The sequence below is a fragment of the Bacillus sp. 5B6 genome, assembly GCF_000259405.1.
GTDB lineage: Bacteria > Bacillota > Bacilli > Bacillales > Bacillaceae > Bacillus > Bacillus velezensis.
Genome location: NZ_AJST01000001.1, coordinates 2,528,025 through 2,550,250 on the forward strand (window position 1 = coordinate 2,528,025; position 22,226 = coordinate 2,550,250).

The following is a 22,226-nucleotide window of genomic DNA, read 5'->3' on the forward strand; positions in this document are numbered from 1 at the left end:
ACCTTTACGCGCGTTTGGCGCGGTCCCGGTGACAACTCGAGAGGTGAAAATCAATTTTTGTGCTGCGATAAAAATGCTCTCAGTCAGCGGCATTTTCTCCCTGGAAGGCAGTGTGTGCAAAAATTGACGTCCTCTGTCACGGTTTTTACATTATTGCTATCTATTATAGTGAAATCCAAGGCTTTTCGCAACCTATCCTCTGAGATGATAAACGAGGATGGCGGCCGCTACCGCCACATTCAGCGATTCCGCCTGCCCGTACAGCGGAACGTACAGGTTGAGATCCGTTTTTTGCAGAAGGCCGGCGTCCACTCCCGCCCCCTCGTTCCCGACGATTAACGCGAACGATTCTTCAGGCTTCACGCTTTGATAAGCCGCACCGTTTTCAAGCGCCGTGCCGTAGATCGCGACGCCTTGTGATTTCAGCTCAGCGGTAAACTCATCAAGCGGACGTTTCAAAATGGGAATATGAAAATGAGATCCTTGTGCTGAACGCAGCGTTTTTCCATTGTACGGGTCTGCTGTTCCCTCACCAAGGACAACGGCGTCGATCCCCGCCGCATCTGCCGTTCTGATCATTGTTCCTAAATTCCCCGGGTCCTGCACGGCATCAATCAGAAGCAGCCGTTTCAGCTGATCAGGCCTCTTATCCGGCATATGGCAGACCGCGGCGATCCGCTGCGGCGTTTCCGTTTCCGTCACGGCTGAAAACGCGTCTTCGCTCAGCACGTAGCACGGAATGCTCATGTCCAGATCGGCCGGGATGGCGCTCTCATCGTTTACGAGAATTTCTTTTACCGTTCCCTTTGATTTGAGCGCTTCTTCTGCCAGATGTTCTCCTTCTATCAGAAATGTATTCGTTTTAAGTCTCTCTTTTTTTGTGTGAAGTTTTTTCCAGCCCTTCACTTTTTGGTTTTTTGCAGAGTCGATTCGTTTCACTTTATGTCTGTGCTCTCCTTTTTTCATGCATGTTGTTATTATATCTTAAGAACAGCACATAATAAACCGCGTGCGCGGTAAGAATATGCGTATCACATTCAGAAAAAAGGAGCGGTTGTAATGGACCTTAATTTACGCAACGCCGTTATTGCCAATGTAACCGGCAATAACCAGGATCAGCTGGAGCATACTATCGTTGACGCCATCCAAAGCGGTGAAGAAAAAATGCTTCCGGGCCTCGGCGTCTTATTCGAAGTTCTTTGGCAGCATGCGTCGGACTCAGAAAAAAATGAAATGCTCAAAACACTTGAAGGCGGATTAAAACCTGCGCAATAAGCATGAACCGGGTGATGGGACACCCGGTTTTTTTTTGTATAATAATGGCGAGGGGGATCGCCATGCAGTTACAGCCGGAACTGGCAAAGAAATTGATTGCCGAAGTCAAACATATGTACAGCCGCGAAGTGATTATTGCCGATACAAAAGGAATGATCATCGCGGGCACCAACGAGGCGCGCGCCGGATGGTTTCATGAAGGCGCACTGATCTGCGCGCGCGAAAAACGGAATGTCATCATTACGAAAGAAGATGAAAAACGGCTCGAGGGCGTAAAAGCAGGACTGAACCTCCCCGTTTTTTCAGGCCATGAAGTGATCGGAGTATTCGGCCTGACAGGAGACCCTGACGATATCCTGCCTTTCGGAGAATTGCTCAGAAAAATGACGGAGCTGTTTATTAAAGAAACGCGCCATATGGAAGAAGCGCAGTGGCGTGCGAGAATGCTTGAATCCTTTATGGTTGATTGGCTGCAGCTGAAAGAATGGTCTCCGGGCTTTTTAGAAAAAGCAAAGCTCATCGGCGCAGACCTTCACGCATACCGCCGGATCATACTCATTCAAGGCCGTTATGAGCAATATAAAGCGGAGGAGCTCGGGCGGCTCTGGCAGTACGAATGCCCTGAAGACCTGTTTGTCCGCTGGGGAAATGAACGAATTCTCATTAATCATGAAGCAAATTCGGCTTCCAAAACACAGCTCATTAAAAAGATCGGCGCCGTTTTCGGGCAGCCTGTCACCGCCGGCATCGGACGGATCGTTCCGGGAGAGCGCCTCACGGAATCATACGAACAGGCGGATAAAGCACTTTCAGCCGGAATCGGTGACAAGCAGGCCGTCTTTGAAGAAGATTTAAAACTGGATATGTGTCTTGCCGATATCACACCCGGCACGAGGTCGGAATTTTCACGGCGGGTTCTCGAGCATGTACTCGGCCGGGAAGAACTTCTGGATACGCTGCGTGCCTTTTTCGACCGGCAATTATCGTTAAAGCGCACCGCCGACGACATGCATATTCATATCAATACATTGCGCTACCGTCTTTCCAAACTGGAATCACTGACAAATATGAAGCTTGACCGTCCCGAAGACATAACGGCTTTTTATTTGGCGCTCCGCTTTTTAGATCAACATACAAAAAGCACGTAATCATATCATCATTTTTCATATGTTTCTCCATAGTGTGCGGAATCGTTTTTCTTTACAATTAAATGAAAACGCTTTTCTTATCAGGGAGGTTGGGAGAACATGATTTCACGAGAGGCAAAAGAAGCGTTCATCCGGACGGTCGGGAAGGAGAATTATGATGATTCAGCGGCGGGCCGTCTTGTGTATTCTTATGATGCAGCTCCTCAGCTGCAAGCCATGCCGGATGCGGTAATCGCCCCCCGCAGCGCGGATGACGTGTCCCGTATATTAACGATTTGCAGCAGGGATGACATTCCGATCGTGCCGAGGGGTTCAGGCACAAATTTATGCGGCGGCACATGTCCGTCTGAAGGCGGGCTTGTGCTTTTATTCAAACATATGAACCGCATTCTAGAAATCGATGAAGAAAATTTGACGGCAACCGTCCAGCCGGGCGTGATCACGCAAGATATGATCCGTGCGGTTGAACAAAAAGGTTTATTTTATCCGCCTGATCCGAGCAGCATGAAAATATCGACAATCGGCGGGAATATTAATGAAAATTCCGGCGGGCTGCGCGGTTTGAAGTACGGCGTCACCCGGGATTATGTCCTCGGCCTTGAAGCCGTCTTGGCTTCAGGCGATATCATCCGCACAGGAGGAAAGCTGACAAAGGATGTCGCCGGTTATGATCTGACCCGGCTTTTCGTCGGATCAGAAGGGACGCTCGGCGTTGTGACGGAAGCGACTTTAAAGCTGGTTCCGAAGCCGGAAACGAAAAAAACGCTGCTTGCACTCTATGAACATATTGAAGCGGCCGCGGAATCTGTTTCTGCCATCATCGCTGAAAAAATCATTCCGGCGACACTCGAATTTCTGGATCAGCCGACACTGCAGGTCATTGAAGATTACGCCAAGATCGGGCTTCCGACCGACGCAAAAGCGGTGCTGCTGATCGAACAGGACGGTGACATCGAAACGGTCAGACGAGATATGGAAAAAATCGAAGCCATCTGTAAAAACGGAGCAGCCGTATCCGTCCAAACGGCTGAAACCGAGGAAGAGGCATTCGCGCTTACAGAGGCCAGACGGTCCGCATTATCAGCCCTTGCCCGGCTGAAACCGACAACGATTCTGGAAGATGCGACCGTGCCGAGATCACAAATTGCCAGCATGGTCAAAGCCATTAACGAGATTGCAGAAACATACGGCTTGTCCATCTGCACATTCGGCCATGCCGGAGACGGCAACCTCCATCCGACGTGCACCACCGATATCCGAAATACAGAGGAGATGGAACGTGTCGAAAAAGCTTTTGCCGCCATTTTTGAAAAAGCGATTGAGCTGGGCGGAACGATAACGGGTGAACACGGGGTCGGCATCGTAAAAGCGCCGTATTTAGAAATGAAACTGAAAACAGAAGGCATCACCGCCATGAAAGCGATCAAACAAGCGCTTGATCCCCAAAATCTGCTGAATCCGGGAAAAATATTCGCCAATTTATCAAGGAAACGCGTGGTGGTGATGAAATGACCACGGCTAAAGAGCAGAAACAAATTCAAACAGAATTCAAAAACCGCATGGATGAAGGTGAATTGCTGAACTGTATGCGCTGCGGCTTCTGCCTTCCTTCCTGTCCGACCTATATCGAATCGGGATTTCAAGAATCCCATTCGCCGCGCGGCCGGATCGCCCTGATGAAAGCCGTCACTGACGGACTGATCGAGCCTGATGAAGATGTCGAGCGCTCACTTTCGCTGTGTCTCGGATGCCGGGCATGCGAGCCCGTTTGTCCGGCAGGGGTCAATTACGGACAGCTGCTTGAAGAAGCGAGGGATATCATTCATCAAAATAAAAAACATAAGCCGGGCGTGCGCCTCTTGCGGAAAGCCGCCTTCACCGGGCTTTTCCCACACCAAAATCGCATGCAGACAGCCGTGAATCTTCTCGGAATATACCAAAGATCGGGACTGCAGACCGCCGTCAGAAAAAGCGGTATGCTGCGCGTTTTGCCTGAACATCTGCGCACAATGGAACAAGTGCTCCCGCCCGCCCCGAAACGGAAAGACATGAAGGAAAGGCCGCGTTTTCTTCCTGCCGCGGGTCCCGTCCAAAAACGGGCCGCTTTTTTCACGGGCTGCTTAATGGATACGATGTTTTTAGCGACAAATCATGCGACAACGGCGCTTTTACAGGCGGCCGGGTGTGAAATCGCGGTTCCGGACGGCCAGGCGTGCTGCGGCGCGCTTCACGGGCACAGCGGAGAAAAAGAGATGGGAAAAGAACTGGCCAAGCGGAATATCGCGGCTTTTGAAGCGCTTGACGCTGATTATATCATTACAAACGCCGGCGGATGCGGCGCCTTTCTTCAGGAATATCCGCATTTACTGAAAGATGAACCTGGATGGGCGGAACGTGCCGGACAATTCGTCCGGAAGCTCAAAGACTTTTCATCCGTACTGGTTGATCTGAAGTTCCATCAAAAAAACCTGCGGGTGCAGTCTCCTCACATCGTCACATATCAGGACTCCTGCCATCTCCGCAATGTGATGCATACGTCAGAGGAACCGCGCACGCTTTTGAAAAGCATTAAAGGGGCTGAGTACAGAGAAATGGAAAAGGCCGACAGCTGCTGCGGGTCGGCGGGAATTTATAATATAACAGAGTCAGAGATGTCTATGAAAATATTAGACAGCAAGATGAAAGCCGCCGGAAAAACGGAGGCGGCCGTCATCGTGACAGCCAATCCTGGATGCCTTCTGCAAATGCAGCTCGGCATTTTACGCGAAGGATTAACAGGCCGTGTCCGCGCGGTTCATTTGGCGGATTACCTTTTGGAAGCGGCGGATTTGTCATAAGATGAAAGCAGAGAGACCGAACGGCTCTCTGCTTTTTTATGATGCTGCAATGTTTAGACGGCCGCGGATTTATCCGGGTATTGAAGCTTCCAGTCTGGCACTCGGATCACGCCATACATTCGTCCATTTTTTCACAGCCGCAATGATAATCACAAGCCCGAGAATGAGCATGATAATGGATAAAACGCCATTCAGCACGTTGTATCCCGCCGCTTCGGGGTTCAAATACACATACCGCACCATCCAATAACCCGCATAGTTGACGGTCACATACAAATAAGCGAGAGGAATCAGGCATGTCAGCATATAGCGCCGCTTATCCGCTATTTTTAATACGACGGTCGCACCGATAATTAAGCCGACAGACGCCATAAGCTGATTGGATACGCCGAACAGCGCCCAAATGGAACTGATGTCGCCCGAATACAGAAGATAGCCCCACAGCAGGCAGGCGAGCGCGCTTGAGAAAATCGAGCCCGGCAGCCAGTCTGTTTTTTTCAGCGGCTTATAGACCTCTCCGAAAAACTCTTGAATCAAGTACCGGGCGACACGGGTTCCCGCATCAATCGCCGTTAAAATAAACACCGCTTCAAACATAATGACGAATTGAAAAAAGTATGAAGCCAAATGACTGAAAAACGGAATCTCCGTAAAGATATACGTCATTCCGACGGCAAGCGTAACAGCGCCGCCCGTTCTTCCTTCCAGACTGAGCCCGATTTCTTTGCTCAATTCAGGCAGATGGACGACATTCATCCCGAGGGTGCGGAATATTTCAGGCGTGCTGTTAATGGCAAAATAGTCGGCGGGCTCAAGAGCGGCAGCTGCAATGAGCGCCATAATTCCGACGAGACATTCCACAAGCATCGCTCCGAAAGCAACCGGCTTTATATCACTCCATTTATCCAGCATTTTCGGCGTTGTGCCGGAACCGACAAATGCATGAAAGCCCGAAATGGCGCCGCAGGCAATCGTTATTGAAATAAACGGCCAGACAGGACCCGCGATCACCGGCCCTCCGCCGTGAATAAACTCCGTTACGGCCGGGAATTTAATGGCGGGATTGACGAAAAAGACGCCTGCGATCAAAGCGGCAAAAACCCCGATTTTCATAAAACTGCTTAAATAGTCACGCGGAGCCAGCAAAAGCCAAACCGGAAGCGCCGCGGCGAAAAACGCATAGACAGGAAGCGCCACTGCAAGCGTTTTCGCATTCAGTGTCAGCATCTCCCCGAGAGCCGTTGTCTGCAGCCGCGGTCCGATGACAACACCGGCCATTAACAAAAGAAACCCGACAGTTGATGCGAGTTTGAGATTGCCCGTTTTTTTATAATAGAGGCCGACCCCCATCGCGATCGGAATCGTAATCCCCACCGCAAACGTTCCCCACGGGTTTTTCTCAAGCGCGTGCAGCACAACCATGGACAGCCCCGCCATCGTGATCGTAATGATAAACAGCATCGAGAGACCCGTGCAAAAACCCGCCACTGGGCCGAGCTCTTCTTTGGCGACTTCAGAAAGCGTTTTCCCGTTTTTCCGCATTGATGCAAACAATACGACAATATCGTGCACGGCTCCTCCGATCACCGCTCCGATTAACAGCCATAAAAGCCCGGGCAGATAGCCGAACTGAGCTGCCAGAATCGGTCCGACAAGCGGGCCGGCAGCGGCGATTGCCGCGAAGTGGTGGCCGAATGACACCCACTTATTCGTCGGCACATAATCTTTCCCATCCTCAAGCACATGGGCCGGAGTCGGTGTCTGATCATTGATTTTTAATACTTTGACCATCATAAAGGTACCGTAAAGCCGATAGGCGATCGCCAGAATACATATAGACGCTATGACGATTGTAATCGCATTCATTTAATCCCAGCCCCTTTTCTCTTTTTCTAAATATTATCACAATTATCAGATAACAGTAGATGATTTTTACGTAAAAAAAGCCGGCGCCTAAGCCCGGCTTTTCGGAACGCTATTTTCCTGATAAACGGATGACATTCCAGGACAGCGGCGTAAAATGAGCCGTTATTCCTTCGGCGTTTGCGGAAGACGTCCCGTTGGAGTGCGGAATGACTTCTTTTCTGTTTTTTTGATTGGTCGCTTTCATATCCTGATGCTCCAGCACGATATGCTCAATAATGCGGTAATCTTCAAACCCTCTCAGCTTTATCTCCGTTTCCATCAGTTCCTTGCTTTTGTTGACGGCAAAAATGGTCAGTGCTTCATCCTCTTCATGGTAAACGGCCGCGGCATCAACATACGGCACATCCGTAAAATCCGCTGAGTCGTATTTCGGGGAAGTGACCAGCAGCTTCATTGAAGTCCCTCTCCCGTAGACAGAGGCGTGCATGTAAGGGTAAAAGATCGGCTGTCTCCATGCTTCTCCGCCCTTTTCAGTCATAATAGGCGCAATTACGTTGACAAGCTGGGCGAGACAGGCGATCTTTAGTCTGTCCGCATGCTGCAGCATCGTAATCAGCAGTGAACCGATCAACAGCGCATCTTCAAAATTATAGATGTCTTCGAGAATCGGCCGGGCCGTAATCCATGGCTCCACTTTTTTATCCGCTTCATTTGAGTGATACCACACATTCCATTCATCTAAAGAAAGGTGAATCGTTTTTTTGCTGCGTTTTTTCGCTTTCATATAATCACATACGGCTGTGACGGATTTAATAAAATGGTCTAAATCCATCGACTTCGCCAAATAGTTTTCAAGATCATTTTCATGGTTGCCGTAATACGTATGCAGTGAGATGTAATCCACATGCTCGTACGTATGCTCAAGCACCTCGGCCTCCCACTCGATGAAGGACGGCATGCCGCTGTTTGAGCTTCCGCAAGCCACCAATTCGATCGTCGGGTCCGTCCATTTCATCACCTTTGCCGTTTCAGCGGCGAGCCGTCCGTATTCATGCGCCGTTTTATGACCGATCTGCCAAGGGCCGTCCATCTCATTTCCTAAGCACCATGTTTTGATGCCGTAAGGTTTTTCATATCCGTGCGATTTTCGTAAGTCGCTCCAGTACGACCCTTCAGGATGGTTGCAGTATTCGACGAGGTTCCGGGCGGCATCGATCCCTCTCGTCCCGAGATTGACAGCCATATTCACTTCGGCGTTCACTTTTTTCGCCCACGTTAAAAATTCATTCGTCCCCACTTCGTTCGTTTCTGTCGTCTGCCATGCCAAATCAAGCCTCCGCGGGCGGTCCTTCACCGGCCCTACGCCGTCTTCCCAATTGTAGCCCGAGAGAAAATTCCCTCCCGGATAGCGGATGAACGGCACTTGCAATTCCTTGATTAACTCCTGCACGTCTGTTCTGAACCCGTCCTTGTCGGCTTTCGGGTGTCCGGGCTCATAAATGCCTTCATACACCGCCCGGCCCATATGTTCTATAAATGATCCGTACATCCGTTTGTCCACTTGACCGATGATATATTCTTTATCTGCTGTAATCCCCGCTTTTTTCATTATTTCCTCCCTCTCTCTATCCCTTCACTCCGCCTACTGTGAGGCCGGAAATGAAGTATTTTTGGAAAAACAAGAATATGATGATCACCGGCAGTATCGCAAAAACGGACCCGGAAATCAGCATGTCATAGTTGTTGCCGTACGGACTCAGCAGCCCTGAAAGTCCGATTGGAAGCGTAAACATTTCTTTCGACCGAAGCACGATCAGCGGCCATAAAAAGTTATTCCAGCTGTTTAAAGATTGAAGAATGATCATTGCCCCGAATGCCGGTTTCATGAGTGGCGCCATAATTCTGAAAAAAATGCCGAATTCCGTGCAGCCGTCCATTCTCGCTGAATCAAGCAGATCCTTCGGAAGTCCGAGCGCATATTGCCGGAAAAAGAACACGGCGACAGGCGACACAATAAACGGCAGAATCACCCCCGTATAAGAATCGATCAAATGAAGACCCACCGTCAATTTGAACAACGGAAGCATCATCACTTCAAGAGGCACCATCATAATGATCAGCACAAGAACAAAAATAATATTTCTGCCTTTAAATTCGTAGACACCGAGTCCGTAGCCGATCAAAGAGGAAAAAAACAGCGTGAGAACCGTGGTGAGAACACCGAGCAGCAGGCTGTTAAAAAACCATTTGAAATAAATGCTCCCCCCGTTAAACAAATAGGTGTAGTTATCAAGGCTCATCACATCCGGATCAAGACGCAGATTCAGCCCGATGCGCATCAGCTCAGATGACGGCTTTAAAGAACCGAGCAATAGACAGATCATCGGAAAGATATACAACAGGCTCAGCATGATAAAAAACAAGGTAAACGCGACTCTGTACACGGAAAACATGTGATTGTTACGCAACGCTTATCCCTCCCCTTTAAACGAACCGGACAGTTTCAGTGAAACAAGGCTGACTAGTAAGATGACAAGCAAAAGGACAATTCCGATTGCGGCCCCGTACCCCATTTCGTTGTATGCAAGCCCCTGCTGATATAAATAACCGACAAGTGTGAGGCCGATATTGCCTGGGGAATTATTCTGCCAAAGCACATAGCTTTCCTCAAACATTCTGAAACCGCCGATAATACTGATCGTTAACACATAAACGGACACCGGCTTTAAAAATGGAAGGGTAATATGACGGAACTTTTTCCACGTACTCGCCCCGTCAATTTCAGCCGCTTCATACAATTCTTTCGGCACGTTTTGCAATCCGGCCAGAAAGTATAGAATGTTAATGCCCATCCACCTCCATGACGCAAGCAGCACCATTAAAAACATGCCGGTACCTTTGTTGTTGAGCCAGTTTTGGGGTGATGCGCCAAGCTTCATCATCAGCTCGTTTGCAAGCGACGTATTCATTTCTCCGAACATCAGACGGAAAATAATTCCCGCTACGATCGTCGATGTTAAAGCCGGTACAAACAGAGCCGATTTAAACACATTTCTGAACCTGACGAGCTTCGAATTCAGAATCACCGCCAAAAGAAGCGGCACCGGAATCAGCACGATCAGCGTCCAGAAGGTATATTCCAATGTGTTAAACAGTGCGGTGTAAAAGGTTGGATTAAGAAGAGCGGTATAATTGGAAAACCCGACAAATGTAATTTCTCCCGGCAGTATCCGCTGAAAGCTCATGATAAACACGCTGATGATCGGATACAAAAAGAAAACGAGAAACGAAATGATAAATGGCGCCGTAAAAAGATAAGGCGCCGCTTTTTTTGAATACAGCACATTGCGCCGGCGCGGCTTCTCCCGGACTGCAGAAACGGTTTGCGCTGTCTCTGTCTTTACAGGTCTCATAAAAGCTCCCCCGCTTTCACTGTTAAATAGGACGGCTTCTCCTATTTCTCTAATTGCTCTGCCGCCTCGTCTAAGGCTTCCTTAGGTGTTTTTTCCTGCGTCTTCAGCGCATCGAACAGCACTTGTCTGACAACGAGATCAGCCGCTTTAGAGAAGTCTTCATGCAGATAAATCGGATTGATCTCATCTTTTATTTCAAGGAGCGAGGAAAAAATTGACGTACCGTTCCGGAAGAAATCCGTGTACTTGTTTTTCTCCTTCAATTCTTTTGAATCCCACACGTCCCAGCGGAGCGGGTCAAAGCCGAGCACCGTCCAAAGCTTTATGTTCCCTTCCTTTGAACCTTTCGCAAAACCGAGAAATTCTTTCGCGAGATTCAGATGTTCAGCCTGCTTCGGCACGACGGTGGCTGTTCCGCCTAAACCCGCTGATCTGTCACCGCCTTCTTTCCAGGCCGGCATAGGGTAAATCGCCATTTTCCCTTTTAAATCAGGCATATAATCGATAAACCGTCCCATGTACCAAATAGGCATCAGCACTGAGGCTGCCCCGCCCTGATTCATAAAACCGTAGTATTCTTCGCTGTGATGGCCGCCGCCGGGAGCCGGCAGAAGGGTTTTATCATTTACCATGTCCTTTACATAATTCAGTGTGTCTGTATTCGTCTTGCTGTTCAGAATCAATTTTCCGTTTTTGCTGTAGTAGCCTGACCCTTGTTGCGAAATCATGGATAGGAATGTGGCGGAGTCGTTTGTTTCAACCGTTCCCATCGGTTTCCCCGCGGCTTCACGCACTTTTTTCCCTGCCCGCCGGTAATCTTCCCAAGTCTTAATGGAGGCGGGATCAACGCCCGCTTTTTTCATGATATCCATGTTGTAAAACATGACGGTCGTCCCCACATGTGTATCAAGGCCGTACAATTTTCCGTTTTTGCTGTATAAGGCCAGACGCGCTTCCACAAACTTATCGCGGTCTTTTTCAATCAGCGGCGTCAGATCGGCAAGCGGGATATCCTTCCCCTTCAGAAAGTTCGAGAACCGGCTTAATTCCACGTCGGCTATATCGGGAAGCCCCTCACCCGCGATCAGCGAAACCGATAAATTATCATGCATTTGTCCATAAGGATAAACAACGGTATTCAGCTTGATTTTGCGCTCCGGATATTTCTGATTCCATTCTTTGACCATTTCCTGATAAAACTGTTCGTGCAGACCGTTAAACGTCCAAAACGTCAGCTCCGTTTCTCCCGGCCGGCCGGCAGTCCGTTCTTGTGAACAGCCGGCGGTAAACAAGAAGAGCATCATCAGCACCAAACATACAGCGGTCGTTTTTTTCATGTCATTACCCCTTCCACTTTAGGCCGTGCGGCTATAGATGCAAATGATGTGCAAAGAGCGCTGCATTTTCATTTATGATGGTTAAACCGGTATAACGGTCTCGCAGTGTGTGCGCATGCTTAAGCGCATCGCTGACAAGGTCCTGTTTTACACCGATCTCATCGAAACAGGCGGGACCTCCCGCAGATGCGAGCCACCCGGCAATTGTCTTGCCGTCGGGAAGCCCTTCATATGCAGAATGAATCGCCTCGCGAAAGTGCGGCGGCAGTTCAGCAAGCTTTTCGTGACAAGCCAGTTCTTTGTAAATATCACTCAGCACCGCGCACGCACAGCCGACCTTCGCACCGTGGAGAATCGGAGGCTGTTTTGCCTTCAGCATTTCCATCTCAATCCAATGCGAGATGTGATGTTCTCCTCCTGAGGCGGGACGGGAGTGGTCAAGCGCAAGCATGACAAGACCCGAAACGATCAGCGCTTCCATCAGTATCTGAATGCCGGCCTCCGTTCCCATGGCAATGTCAGCGCGGTGATCAATGCACTGCCAAAGCGCGTCTTTCACAAGCTTCGCCCCTGCTTCTGAGTACGGCTCACCCGCAAGCCTGCGGGAAATCTCCCAATCTGCCAGCGATGTTATTTTTCCGAGCATGTCTCCGAAGCCTGCGGCTGTCATTGAACGGGGCGCTTCTTTTAATACATTCGTATCGGCAAATAAGGCGATCGGCGCTTTCGTTTGGATCGTCGTTTTGATTCCGTTTAATATGAGCGGCGCTCCCGCCGATGTAAAACCGTCGACTGACGGAGCGGTGGGGAATGATATAAACGGCAATCCGCGCTGATAAGCGGCAAACCGCGTAATATCGTGAATCGTTCCTGAACCTGCTGCAATGATGACATCCGTCTCTTCCGCGAGATTGATCAGCGTATAGACCAGTGTCCTCTCATCAGCCGCGGCGGCCCCGGCTTCATGCTCCGGAATGATGACTTTTGACGCTTTGATCCCGCCTGCCCTCAATTCGTCCGCAAGCAGACGTCCCGCCGCCTCGTAAGTGTTCCGGTCACAGACGATGACCGGATGATTCCAGCATTTTTTTTGCAGAAATCTGAGAAGCTCTTCTTTTGCATTCGCCCCGATCACGATATCTTCTATTTGAATCGGTGAGCGGCTGGCCCCTTCCTTGTCAAACTCGGATTGAATGTCCTCAGGAGAACGTTTCATAAAAGGATTCCCTCCTTCGCTAATCCTGTCAGGTCTTTAATAGAATCAAGGACGATGTCAGGTTCATATAGACGGGGCTCCCCAAGTTTGGCCGACCCCGTCAGAACCAATACGCTTTTCATTCCGTACAGCCTGCCCATTGCGATATCAGATTCGAGGCTGTCTCCGATAATGGCGCATTCCTCAGGGGGAAGTCCGAGCGCTTCACATGCCGCCTCAGCCATCAGCCAAGACGGTTTGCCGATGACAAGCTCCGTTTTTGCTCCGGCGGATGCTTCAATGGCCCCGATCATTCCCGCGACGTCCATGGCATGGCCGCCTTCATTCGGAAAGGAGCGGTCCCGGTTCGTGGCGATGATGCGCGCGCCGGAGGAAGCCGCCTTAAAAGCGAGATTCAGATCCTCATAGGTGACGGTTTCATGCAGGGAGATGACAAGCCAGTCTGCCGCCTGCGGGTTTTGCGCCAGGGCGACACCCGCTAAAGCGAGTTCATCAGTCAGCCCTTTCTCTCCTAACACCCACACCTTTGACATAGGATAATGCTTCTTTAAAAATGATGCCGTCACACTGGAGGACAGCACGATGTTCCGTTCATACGTGCGGATACCGGCACCCAGCAGTTTCTTTCGGCACATTGCTCTTGATAGATTGCCGCGGTTGCTTAAAAAGACAACGGCTTTGCCCAGTGACTGAAGGGTATGAACGGCTTCTTTTGCGCCGTCAATCAGCTCCCGCCCCCTGAATACGGTTCCGTCTAAATCAATCAGAAACCCGGCTGCGTCAAGTTTGGCCATAATAAGCATTCGCCCCGTGTTTTCTGTAAAAATGCTTATCATGCAGCACTCTGTCGATCGGACTGAGCTGTTTGTTCAGCATAAGCGAATGGTAGGCCATTTCCGCTACCGTTTCGAGCACAACGGCGTTATGCAGGGCATTCAGCGCGTCCGTTCCCCAGCAGAACGGGCCGTGGCTGTGGACGAGGACACCCGGATTTTGTTCATACGGTTCGTTTTGAAAGGTTTCGGCTATGACTTTGCCTGTATGATATTCGTAATCTTTCACAATTTCTTCTTCATACATTTCCCTCGTACAGGGTATAGCGCTTTCAAAGTAATCCGCGTGAGTCGTTCCGAGAGCGGGTATGTCTCTTCCGGACTGTGCCCAGCTCGTCGCCCAGCGGGAGTGCGTATGAACGATTCCGCCGATAGCCGGAAACGCTTTATACAGATAAAGATGGGTCGGCGTGTCAGAAGACGGTTTCAGCGAGCCTTCGAGAATGTCTCCGTCCTCATTCAGGACGACCAGTTTGTCAGCGGTCAGCTCACTGTAATCGACACCGCTCGGTTTAATGACGATTCTCCCGCTCTCTCTGTCGATGCCGCTGACATTCCCCCATGTAAACGTGACAAGGTTATGTTCCTCAAGCTTCAGGTTGGCAGCGAGCACTTCTTCTTTTAACGCTTCAAGCATGGCGGCTCCCTCCTTTCGCAAAATCACGGTTTTTAATGGCTTTCAGGCGTTTCATGACATTGTTTTCTTTGCCGAAGTAGTGTACGAGCTCTTTATATTCCGCATATAAGCTGTCATAAATCTCAGCTCTTTCCCGGTTCGGGGCATAAAAGCCGTCTTTTAATTTCCCCATATGCGCACATGCTTCAGCAATATTGGAGAAGCCCCCGTTTTCCCGTCCCGCGGCGAGCGCTCCGAAAATCGCGGAGCCCAGTGCAGGCGCCTGCGGAGACCCGGATAATTTAATATCCATATTTGTGACGTCTGCATAAATCTGCATGACAAACGGATTTTTTTCGGCGATTCCTCCGGCTGCGTAAAGCTCTTCGACCGGAACGCCGTTTTCCCGAAACGTTTCGATAATCATCCTCGTTCCGAACGCTGTCGCTTCAATCAATGCCCTGTAGATTTCTTCCGGCTTCGTGTGCAGCGTCATGCCGAGCATCATGCCCGTCAAATCGGCGTCCACCAAGGTTGACCGGTTTCCGTTCCACCAGTCAAGCGCGAGAAGGCCGCTTTCCCCGGGAACAAGTTCAGCTGCTTTTTTGCTGAGCAGCTCGTGAATGTCTATTTGTTTATCCTCAGCTTCCTTCTCATAGTCTCTCGGAACACACGTTTTGACGAACCATTCAAAGTGGTCGCCGACACAGGACTGCCCCGCTTCATATCCCGCATATCCGGGCAAGATACCGTTATTGACGACCCCGCACATACCGGGGACGATATGTTCTTCGTCGCCGAGCAGCACATGGCAGGTAGACGTTCCCATGATCATCAGCATTTTCCCCGGCTCTGTAATACCGACCGCGGGCACTGACACGTGAGCGTCGACATTGGCGACGGCAACGGCCGTCCCCGGCAGAAGCCCGGTCAGCTCCGCCATTTTTTCGGTCAAACCTCCTGCTTTTTCCCCGACTGAATAAATGGAGCCGCTTAATTTATCCTTTGTAATCGTTTTCATTAACGGGTTGAGCCTTTCGAAAAAATGATCCGGCGGATACCCCGTATCCTCATTCCAGATTGCTTTGTAGCCGGCCGTGCAGTTGCTTCGCTTCAATGAACCGCACAATTGATAGACGATCCAGTCTGCCGCTTCCACAATCTGATCTGCCGCCTTGTATATATGCGGCGCTTCTTCCGCGATTTGCATGATTTTCGGGATCATCCATTCGGAAGAAATTTTACCGCCGTATCTTTTAAGGAATGTTTCATTTGTGTCTTCGGCAATCGTGTTCAAACGGTCTGCATGTTTTTGAGCCGCATGATGCTTCCACAGCTTCACATAACTGTGGGGCTCCCGTTCAAATTCCGGCAACATACAAAGCGGCTGCCCCGCGCCGTCTATTGGCAAAATCGTGCAGGCGGTAAAATCAATTCCTATGCCGATCACGTCTTTTGGATCAGCGCCCGCCTGCTCAAGCAGGTTCGGAATCGCCGTTTCCAGAACTTCGATATAATCGGCAGGATGCTGAAGCGCCCAGTCCCGAGGAAGTTTTTCACCCGTCTTCGGCAGCGTGCGGTCGATGACGGCATGAGTATATTCTTTTACCGCAGACGCGATTTCTTCGCCCGTGCGGACATTGACAAGCACCGCCCGGCCGGACAATGTGCCGAAATCAACACCAATCGTATACGCCATATTAATTCCCTCCCAGCCGGTATAATGCGTCGTTCCATTTCAGCTCTTTTTTCAGCTCATGAATTTCGGTATCGCGTGAAATAAAGATGCTTTCAATGCCTGCCATCTCAGCCCAGTCAAGCATCTGTTCAGCCGTAAGCCGGAAGGACATACAAGTATGATGGGCGCCTCCCGCCAAAATCCATGCTTCCGCAGCTGTTTTCAGCGATGGCTCCGGCTTCCACAGCACCCGCGCCACAGGGAGATTCGGCATATCATGATCAATTTCCCTGCCTTCCGCTTCATTCAGAATGAGACGGAATCGCCCGCCGATATCAATGATGCTGGCGATGATGGCTGAACCGCCGATTCCGTTAAAGACCAACCGGGCCGGATCTTCCTTCCCTCCGATTGAGAGAGGATGGACTTCGATTTTCGGCTGATCAAGGGCGATCGTCGGACATACTTCAAGCATATGTGATCCGAGAATCATCGCACGCCCCGGTTCAAAATGGTACGTATAATCTTCCATGAAGGAGGTTTGTTCTCCGTCCGCCATTATTTTCATCATTCGCACAAGGGCAGCCGTTTTCCAATCGCCTTCGCCGGCAAATCCGTACCCTTTTTCCATGAGACGCTGAACGGCAAGACCCGGAAGCTGCTTCATTCCGTGCAAAACTTCAAAGGAGGTCGAAAACGCTGTATATCCGCCCCGTTCGAGAAAGGCCGTTAATCCGAGTTCAATTTTCGCCTGTTCTTTAATGGAAGCAACTTTTGCTTCATCCCGTTTTGTTTCGTCGCTGATGACATACAAGTTGTCGTATTCCTCATAAAGCGCCTCAATTTCTGCGTCGGTGACGTTGTTCATCACCTCGGTAAGATCGCCGATTCCGTACCCGTCAACCTGCCAGCCGAATTGAATGTGGGCGCCGACTTTGTCTCCGTCAGTAACCGCAACATTCCGCATATTGTCGCCGAACCGGGCTACTTTAATATTCCTGCTTTCATTCCAAGCGGCAGCCGTGTTCATCCATTGCGAAATGTCATGTTTGACTTCCTCATCATCCCAATAGCCTGCGATGACTTTTCTCGTCTGCCCCATTCTTGACTGGATATATCCGTATTCCCGGTCTCCGTGAGCGGATTGGTTGCTGTTCATAAAGTCCATATCAATCGTTTCCCACGGGATGTCGCGATGATACTGGGTATGCAGATGAAGCATCGGCTTTTGAAAAGCGGAAAGACCTTCAATCCACATTTTCGCAGGGGAAAATGTATGCATCCACGTCACGACCCCGGCACAGTTTTCTTGATACTGCGCTTCCCGCAAAACCTCTCTGATTGTTTCAGATGACGTGACAACCGGTTTATGCCTGATCTTGTATCTTGATGACACCCCGCTGAGGCCGTCACATATTCCCTTTGCGTGTTTATCGACAAGCTGTAGCGTTTCCTCTCCGTATAAGTGCTGGCTTCCCGTTACAAACCAAAATTCATATTCTTTGTTCTGAAGCACATTCATTTCCCCTTCCCATCAAAATAAAGCGCTTGCATTTTTTAAAAATATACGTACGAATATAAACCACAAAACTTTAATCCTTTTATTTGTACGAACAATTTTATTATAGTTAAGGAGGAATCAAACTGTCAATCTTTTATTGCAAGTAAAAAAGCCGGACACACATGCCCGGCTGCTCAATTAATAGGAAGGCCAGCCTGAACTCCAATCGATATCATTGATGAGCATCTTCGGAATTCCGCTGTTTTCGGCATCATACGCATGACGCACTAAAATATTACCGTTCACAATGTCTTGACCGCCCGGGCCTTTCCAGCGGTCATTACCGGAGTCAAGAATCGTCCCTCCGCCTTCTGACATGCTTTTCCCGCTTTTATCGAGATATGGGCCGGTGATGCTTTTGCTTCTTCCATAAGCGATTTTGTACGTACTATTCACGCCTGAACAGCATTTATCAAACGACACCATTAAGTAATAGTAGCCGTTCTGGTAGGTGATGGCCGGCGCTTCCAAAGCTCCGCCGTTATTCGGTCTGGCAGCGATGGAATAAAGTGATCCCGTCGGTTTCATTGTATTTTTATCAAGCTTTGTCAGCTTAATGCCGCTCCAAAAAGAACCGAAGGCAAGCCAAGGGTTTCCGTCTTTATCAATTGTCAGCTCCGGATCAATTGCATTGTAGTTATTGGCGCTTGTTGAACGGATGACGAGCCCTTCGTCCTTCCAGTTTCCCGAACTGAGGCTTGCAGATGATGCAAGACCGATCGCGGAGGTATTTTTGCCGAATGAAGAAACGGCATAATAGAGCCAATACTTTCCGTTAAAATATTGAACATCGGGGGCCCATTGATTCAGCCCGTAATTCGGCACATAATTGCCCCACCATGACAGCGGGGAAGTAAAAATTGATTTCTGAACGGTCCATACGCCGCCGCTGCCCGCCTTTAAGACGCGAAGCCCCCTCTCCCCTTCCAAACCGGTTCCGAAAGCGTACCACGTGTTTCCTTCCTTCGCCATTGTCGGATCGTGAAGCAATTCATTTGATGCCCCCCAAAACGCGGCAGATGCCGGAGATGAAGACATCAGCAGCAGCCCGGCTGTAACGGCTGCGCACGAAAAGCGGATCATGCGTCTGAATCTGTTTTTCATTTGTAAATCCTCCCCTTTTTAAAGCGCTTTCAAAAACGTGTTGTCAGATTTTTCTATGTCTTCTCTTATTGTAGACGCAGGGCTCATATTTGTACAGATAAAAAAAAGAATCTGCTTAAAAAAGCAGATTCTTCCGTATCTTTATTGATAAGTAATACGGTCAACCGTTTCCCGGTCTAATTTTTTAATCACTTCTGTGATCAATTTTACCGTATTCTCATAATCATCCCGATGCAAAATAGCGGCATGAGTGTGAATGTAGCGCGTCGCGATCGTAATGGACAGCGCCGGCACTCCGTTTGCGGTTAAATGAATGGAACCTGAATCCGTGCCCCCTCCGGCAATGGAATCGAACTGATACGGAATTCCCGCTTCTTCCGCCGTGTTCACGACAAGGTCGCGCAGCCCTTTGTGAGATACCATTGATGCGTCATACAGAATAATTTGCGGCCCTTCGCCGATTTTGCTTTGCGCCTCTTTTTCAGAAATTCCCGGTGTATCTCCGGCAATTCCGACATCCACACCGAACGCGATATCAGGCTGGATCGTATGTGCCGCTGTTTTCGCCCCGCGCAGCCCGACTTCTTCTTGAACGGTTCCGACCCCGTATACTTCATTGGGGTGATCACTGTTTTTCAGATTTTTTAATACATCGATGGCAATCGCACAGCCGATACGGTTGTCCCATGCTTTCGCCAATAAATGCTTTTCATTGTTCATCACTGTAAATTCAAAATACGGCACAATCTGGTCACCCGGAAGAACGCCCCATTCCATTGCTTCTTCAAGGCTGGACGCCCCGATATCGATGAACATCTCTTTAATATCGGCGGCTTTTTTTCTGGCGTCAGGAGGCAGAATGTGAGGCGGTTTCGAACCGATGATCCCCGTGATGTCCCCTTTTTTTGTCACGACGGTGACGCGCTGGGCCAGCATGACCTGAGACCACCAGCCGCCGACGGTTTGAAAGCGGAGAAAGCCTTTATCAGTGATTTGCGTCACCATAAAACCGACTTCGTCTAAATGCCCTGAGATCATGATTTTCGGACCGTTTTCTTTGCCGGTTTTTTTTGCGATTAAGCTTCCCAGCCGGTCTGTTGTGACATCATCGGCAAATGGTTCTATGTATGATTTCATCACTTGTCTGACTTCTCTCTCATTTCCCGGTATCCCTTTTGCATCCGTTAACGCTTTCAGCATGGTGAGCGTTTCATCTAATTTTGTCATCAATAAACCTCCTTTTTTTCACTACCCTTCTTATTATACAAAACCAATGCTGAAGCATACGATTAATTCGCCTGAAAAACGGGTAAATGTTTTTATCTATTTCTTTTAAAAAAATGAAACCTTTTGTTTTGTTTTTCGTATTACATCAGATCATGACAAAGGTGAGGAGGTGCCTTCACACATATGGCCATTACAGTATTGAGGATTGTCTTGCTTGCACTTCTTATTTATTTTATTTACATGTGCGTCAAATTCTACGCAAACCCGAAAAGAAGGCTCAGACTGGCGCAATCAAAAGAGAATTTTTATTTTATTGACGAACAGAAAAACACGCGAAAAAATCTCCAGCTTACTTATAAAGGAGTGCTCTTTGAAGGAGAAAAGCATATCCCTTCCAAAGATCATCCGCTGTTTATCCATACAATATTTGTATGGACCGAAAATCCGGAAAAGCTGAACCGCTTTTCTGCAGGTGATTTTGAAGAAGTCGAAAAAAAGGTATTGGAGCGGTATCCGAATTGCAAGATTGATTGGGACCAGCCCATCAAAAAAGCGAAAAAAGCAGGCGAGCGATAAGCTCTCCTGCTTTTTATGTTTTATACATCAAATACATCAGCACAAGGGCGGCTTCAGTGAGAAAAAGCAGCGGCACCCCGTATAAAAAGGATTTGTGTTTCGTCTTATGCCTGAAGGTGCGCATGCCGATCCATACGCCGAGTGAGCCGAACATGGCGGCTGTGAGCCATATTCGTTTCTCTGATATTCTCCACCTGTGCGCCTTTGCTCTTCTTTTATCAGCGCCCATGATCCAAAAGCCGTATCCGTTTATCAATACGGCGTAAATGAAGAGAGCCATTGATTGTCACCCTTTACGTAAAAAAACCGCTCCCGGAAAGAGAGCGGCTTTTTCAACTTACTTGTCTAACTGAGCTTTAGCAGCATCAGCAAGCTGATTGAAAGCAGTAAGATCGTTTACAGCAAGATCAGCAAGCATTTTGCGGTTTACTTCGATGCCTGAAAGCTTAAGACCGTGCATTAAACGGCTGTAAGAAAGACCGTTCATACGTGCAGCAGCGTTGATACGAGTGATCCAAAGCTTACGGAAATCACGTTTTTTCTGACGGCGGTCACGGAATGCATAGTTTCCTGATTTCATGACCTGCTGGTTTGCTACTTTGTATAATCTATGTTTTGAACCGAAATAACCTTTTGCTAATTTAAGAACCTTTTTACGACGCTGACGCGACACAGTTCCGCCTTTTACTCTTGGCATTATATTTCCCTCCTAATTGTTCCTTGTCCGATTACTTGATGTTGGCAAGCTGTTGTTTGATACGTTTGAAGTCTCCTGCGCTTACAATAGCACCCTTGCGAAGCTTACGCTTTTGCTTTTGGGATTTGTTGGCGAATAAGTGACTTGTGTATGCATGAGAACGTTTTAACTTCCCAGAACCTGTCTTTTTAAAACGTTTAGCAGATCCGCGGTGAGTTTTCATTTTTGGCATGGGATTTCCTCCTTATTGCTTTTCGTTTTTCGGCGCGAGCATTAAGAACATGCTGCGGCCGTCCATTTTTGGTTTTGTTTCGACTGTCGCAACTTCCGCACATGCTTCAGAGAAACGGTCCAATACGCGCTGGCCGATTTCTTTATGAGTGATTGCGCGCCCTTTAAAGCGGATAGAAGCTTTCACTTTATCGCCTTTTTCAAGGAATTTAATCGCATTGCGCAATTTCGTGTTAAAGTCATGCTCATCGATCGTCGGACTTAATCTAACTTCTTTTAAGTTAATGATTTTTTGATTTTTGCGTGCTTCTTTGTCCTTTTTCTGCTGCTCGAATCTGAACTTACCGTAGTCCATGATGCGGCAGACAGGCGGTTTTGCATTTGCTGCAACTAACACAAGGTCAAGATTTGCGCGGCCGGCGATTTCAAGTGCTTCCTGACGGGACTTGATGCCGAGCTGATCGCCATTTTGTCCGATCAGACGAACTTCACGTGCACGGATACCCTCATTAACCAATTGATCTTTGCTAATAATGAGCCACCTCCATAGTTTCTTCGAATTGATTCACAACGCTTTTTGACTGCATTCTGCAGGCAAACAAAAAGTGCGG

The 22,226-nt window shown here is 48.9% G+C and carries 22 protein-coding genes and 1 other annotated feature (1 of these 23 only partly in view); of the genes, 5 read left to right on the forward strand and 17 right to left on the reverse strand.

All coding sequences use genetic code 11. The annotated features are described in order from the left end of the window. Positions 1-192 precede the first annotated feature (192 nt). Positions 193-939, reverse strand: coding sequence for a TrmH family RNA methyltransferase (locus MY7_RS11805; protein ID WP_029326041.1), 747 nt, complete (start codon positions 937-939; stop codon positions 193-195). A gap of 120 nt (positions 940-1,059) precedes the next feature. Here MY7_RS11805 and sspI point away from each other — a divergent pair, with 120 nt between their 5' ends. The 4 genes from sspI to MY7_RS11825 all read left to right on the forward strand — a co-directional run bounded on the left by sspI (position 1,060) and on the right by MY7_RS11825 (position 5,260). Further along, entirely contained in the window at positions 1,060-1,275 is a 216-nt protein-coding gene (gene sspI / locus MY7_RS11810) for a small acid-soluble spore protein SspI (RefSeq protein ID WP_003152527.1), read from the forward strand. Between the two features lie 62 nt (positions 1,276-1,337). Then, positions 1,338-2,423 (forward strand): CdaR family transcriptional regulator, encoded by a 1,086-nt coding sequence (locus MY7_RS11815; RefSeq protein ID WP_029326040.1) that lies wholly within the window; start codon positions 1,338-1,340, stop codon positions 2,421-2,423. A 99-nt stretch (positions 2,424-2,522) separates the two neighbouring features. Beyond that, a complete protein-coding gene (gene glcD, locus MY7_RS11820; RefSeq protein ID WP_007612966.1) occupies positions 2,523-3,935 on the forward strand; it encodes a glycolate oxidase subunit GlcD in 1,413 nt (470 codons plus the stop codon). Continuing rightward, entirely contained in the window at positions 3,932-5,260 is a 1,329-nt protein-coding gene (locus tag MY7_RS11825; RefSeq protein WP_007612974.1) for a (Fe-S)-binding protein, read from the forward strand. Before glcD ends, MY7_RS11825 begins: the two co-directional genes overlap by 4 nt. A gap of 69 nt (positions 5,261-5,329) precedes the next feature. On the opposite strand, the gene cstA is transcribed toward MY7_RS11825, so the two are convergent. From cstA to MY7_RS11885, 12 genes are all read right to left on the reverse strand, one after another. Further along, positions 5,330-7,126 carry a carbon starvation protein CstA gene (gene cstA, locus MY7_RS11830; RefSeq protein ID WP_007612982.1) on the reverse strand — a complete coding sequence of 599 codons (1,797 nt, stop codon included), beginning with the start codon at positions 7,124-7,126 and terminating at the stop codon, positions 5,330-5,332. A 109-nt stretch (positions 7,127-7,235) separates the two neighbouring features. Beyond that, positions 7,236-8,735, reverse strand: coding sequence for an arabinosylfuranosidase ArfA (gene arfA, locus MY7_RS11835; protein WP_007612989.1), 1,500 nt, complete (start codon positions 8,733-8,735; stop codon positions 7,236-7,238). 16 nt (positions 8,736-8,751) lie between these two features. Further along, positions 8,752-9,579 (reverse strand): carbohydrate ABC transporter permease, encoded by an 828-nt coding sequence (locus MY7_RS11840; protein ID WP_007612991.1) that lies wholly within the window; start codon positions 9,577-9,579, stop codon positions 8,752-8,754. 18 nt (positions 9,580-9,597) lie between these two features. After that, the gene (locus tag MY7_RS11845; protein WP_007612994.1) at positions 9,598-10,539 is read right to left on the reverse strand and encodes a carbohydrate ABC transporter permease; all 942 of its coding nucleotides are present in this window, start codon (positions 10,537-10,539) and stop codon (positions 9,598-9,600) included. Positions 10,540-10,580: 41 nt separating this feature from the next. Then, positions 10,581-11,876: an ABC transporter substrate-binding protein gene (locus MY7_RS11850; RefSeq protein WP_007612998.1), complete on the reverse strand. Its 1,296-nt coding sequence runs from the start codon at positions 11,874-11,876 to the stop codon at positions 10,581-10,583. Positions 11,877-11,907: 31 nt separating this feature from the next. Next, complete coding sequence (locus MY7_RS11855) at positions 11,908-13,092, reverse strand: sn-glycerol-1-phosphate dehydrogenase (RefSeq protein ID WP_007612999.1); 1,185 nt, start codon at positions 13,090-13,092, stop codon at positions 11,908-11,910. Then, the gene (locus MY7_RS11860; RefSeq protein ID WP_007613004.1) at positions 13,089-13,895 is read right to left on the reverse strand and encodes an HAD-IIA family hydrolase; all 807 of its coding nucleotides are present in this window, start codon (positions 13,893-13,895) and stop codon (positions 13,089-13,091) included. Before MY7_RS11860 ends, MY7_RS11855 begins: the two co-directional genes overlap by 4 nt. Next, entirely contained in the window at positions 13,873-14,562 is a 690-nt protein-coding gene (gene araD, locus MY7_RS11865) for an L-ribulose-5-phosphate 4-epimerase (RefSeq protein WP_003152509.1), read from the reverse strand. Before araD ends, MY7_RS11860 begins: the two co-directional genes overlap by 23 nt. After that, the gene (gene araB, locus MY7_RS11870) at positions 14,555-16,240 is read right to left on the reverse strand and encodes a ribulokinase (protein WP_007613007.1); all 1,686 of its coding nucleotides are present in this window, start codon (positions 16,238-16,240) and stop codon (positions 14,555-14,557) included. Before araB ends, araD begins: the two co-directional genes overlap by 8 nt. 1 nt (position 16,241) lies before the next feature. Then, positions 16,242-17,735 carry an L-arabinose isomerase gene (araA, locus tag MY7_RS11875; protein ID WP_007613009.1) on the reverse strand — a complete coding sequence of 498 codons (1,494 nt, stop codon included), beginning with the start codon at positions 17,733-17,735 and terminating at the stop codon, positions 16,242-16,244. A 183-nt stretch (positions 17,736-17,918) separates the two neighbouring features. After that, positions 17,919-18,884 carry a glycoside hydrolase family 43 protein gene (locus MY7_RS11880; protein WP_007613010.1) on the reverse strand — a complete coding sequence of 322 codons (966 nt, stop codon included), beginning with the start codon at positions 18,882-18,884 and terminating at the stop codon, positions 17,919-17,921. Between the two features lie 141 nt (positions 18,885-19,025). Next, on the reverse strand, positions 19,026-20,111 hold the full coding sequence (locus MY7_RS11885; RefSeq protein ID WP_007613012.1) for a M42 family metallopeptidase: 1,086 nt from the start codon (positions 20,109-20,111) through the stop codon (positions 19,026-19,028). A gap of 183 nt (positions 20,112-20,294) precedes the next feature. On the opposite strand from MY7_RS11885, the gene MY7_RS11890 reads away from it, so the two are divergent. Continuing rightward, positions 20,295-20,687, forward strand: coding sequence for a hypothetical protein (locus MY7_RS11890; RefSeq protein ID WP_003152498.1), 393 nt, complete (start codon positions 20,295-20,297; stop codon positions 20,685-20,687). A 13-nt stretch (positions 20,688-20,700) separates the two neighbouring features. Here the strand turns inward: MY7_RS11890 and MY7_RS11895 are convergent, their stop codons facing one another. From MY7_RS11895 to infC, 4 genes are read right to left on the reverse strand one after another with little or no spacing between them, the layout of a single operon-like run. Next, entirely contained in the window at positions 20,701-20,967 is a 267-nt protein-coding gene (locus MY7_RS11895) for a DUF1294 domain-containing protein (RefSeq protein ID WP_007613018.1), read from the reverse strand. Between the two features lie 57 nt (positions 20,968-21,024). Next, positions 21,025-21,384: a 50S ribosomal protein L20 gene (gene rplT, locus MY7_RS11900; RefSeq protein ID WP_007613019.1), complete on the reverse strand. Its 360-nt coding sequence runs from the start codon at positions 21,382-21,384 to the stop codon at positions 21,025-21,027. Between the two features lie 31 nt (positions 21,385-21,415). Beyond that, positions 21,416-21,616, reverse strand: a complete 201-nt coding sequence (gene rpmI, locus MY7_RS11905; RefSeq protein ID WP_003152493.1) for a 50S ribosomal protein L35 — start codon at positions 21,614-21,616, stop codon at positions 21,416-21,418. Between the two features lie 12 nt (positions 21,617-21,628). After that, positions 21,629-22,150 (reverse strand): translation initiation factor IF-3, encoded by a 522-nt coding sequence (infC, locus tag MY7_RS11910; protein WP_071543361.1) that lies wholly within the window; start codon positions 22,148-22,150, stop codon positions 21,629-21,631. Between the two features lie 58 nt (positions 22,151-22,208). Next, positions 22,209-22,226 (reverse strand) — a sequence feature (ribosomal protein L20 leader region); it runs 113 nt beyond the window's last position.

What these genes read in the sequence shown, in the direction of transcription:
- sspI (WP_003152527.1), top strand. Translation starts at nt 1,060, where the DNA reads ATGGACCTTAATTTACGCAACGCCGTTATTGCCAATGTAACCGGCAAT.
- MY7_RS11815 (WP_029326040.1), top strand. Translation starts at nt 1,338, where the DNA reads ATGCAGTTACAGCCGGAACTGGCAAAGAAATTGATTGCCGAAGTCAAA.
- glcD (WP_007612966.1), top strand. Translation starts at nt 2,523, where the DNA reads ATGATTTCACGAGAGGCAAAAGAAGCGTTCATCCGGACGGTCGGGAAG.
- MY7_RS11825 (WP_007612974.1), top strand. Translation starts at nt 3,932, where the DNA reads ATGACCACGGCTAAAGAGCAGAAACAAATTCAAACAGAATTCAAAAAC.
- cstA (WP_007612982.1), bottom strand. Translation starts at nt 7,126, where the DNA reads ATGAATGCGATTACAATCGTCATAGCGTCTATATGTATTCTGGCGATC.
- arfA (WP_007612989.1), bottom strand. Translation starts at nt 8,735, where the DNA reads ATGAAAAAAGCGGGGATTACAGCAGATAAAGAATATATCATCGGTCAA.
- MY7_RS11840 (WP_007612991.1), bottom strand. Translation starts at nt 9,579, where the DNA reads ATGTTTTCCGTGTACAGAGTCGCGTTTACCTTGTTTTTTATCATGCTG.
- MY7_RS11845 (WP_007612994.1), bottom strand. Translation starts at nt 10,539, where the DNA reads ATGAGACCTGTAAAGACAGAGACAGCGCAAACCGTTTCTGCAGTCCGG.
- MY7_RS11850 (WP_007612998.1), bottom strand. Translation starts at nt 11,876, where the DNA reads ATGAAAAAAACGACCGCTGTATGTTTGGTGCTGATGATGCTCTTCTTG.
- MY7_RS11855 (WP_007612999.1), bottom strand. Translation starts at nt 13,092, where the DNA reads ATGAAACGTTCTCCTGAGGACATTCAATCCGAGTTTGACAAGGAAGGG.
- MY7_RS11860 (WP_007613004.1), bottom strand. Translation starts at nt 13,895, where the DNA reads ATGCTTATTATGGCCAAACTTGACGCAGCCGGGTTTCTGATTGATTTA.
- araD (WP_003152509.1), bottom strand. Translation starts at nt 14,562, where the DNA reads ATGCTTGAAGCGTTAAAAGAAGAAGTGCTCGCTGCCAACCTGAAGCTT.
- araB (WP_007613007.1), bottom strand. Translation starts at nt 16,240, where the DNA reads ATGGCGTATACGATTGGTGTTGATTTCGGCACATTGTCCGGCCGGGCG.
- MY7_RS11880 (WP_007613010.1), bottom strand. Translation starts at nt 18,884, where the DNA reads ATGAAAAACAGATTCAGACGCATGATCCGCTTTTCGTGCGCAGCCGTT.
- MY7_RS11885 (WP_007613012.1), bottom strand. Translation starts at nt 20,111, where the DNA reads ATGACAAAATTAGATGAAACGCTCACCATGCTGAAAGCGTTAACGGAT.
- MY7_RS11890 (WP_003152498.1), top strand. Translation starts at nt 20,295, where the DNA reads ATGGCCATTACAGTATTGAGGATTGTCTTGCTTGCACTTCTTATTTAT.
- MY7_RS11895 (WP_007613018.1), bottom strand. Translation starts at nt 20,967, where the DNA reads ATGGCTCTCTTCATTTACGCCGTATTGATAAACGGATACGGCTTTTGG.
- rplT (WP_007613019.1), bottom strand. Translation starts at nt 21,384, where the DNA reads ATGCCAAGAGTAAAAGGCGGAACTGTGTCGCGTCAGCGTCGTAAAAAG.
- rpmI (WP_003152493.1), bottom strand. Translation starts at nt 21,616, where the DNA reads ATGCCAAAAATGAAAACTCACCGCGGATCTGCTAAACGTTTTAAAAAG.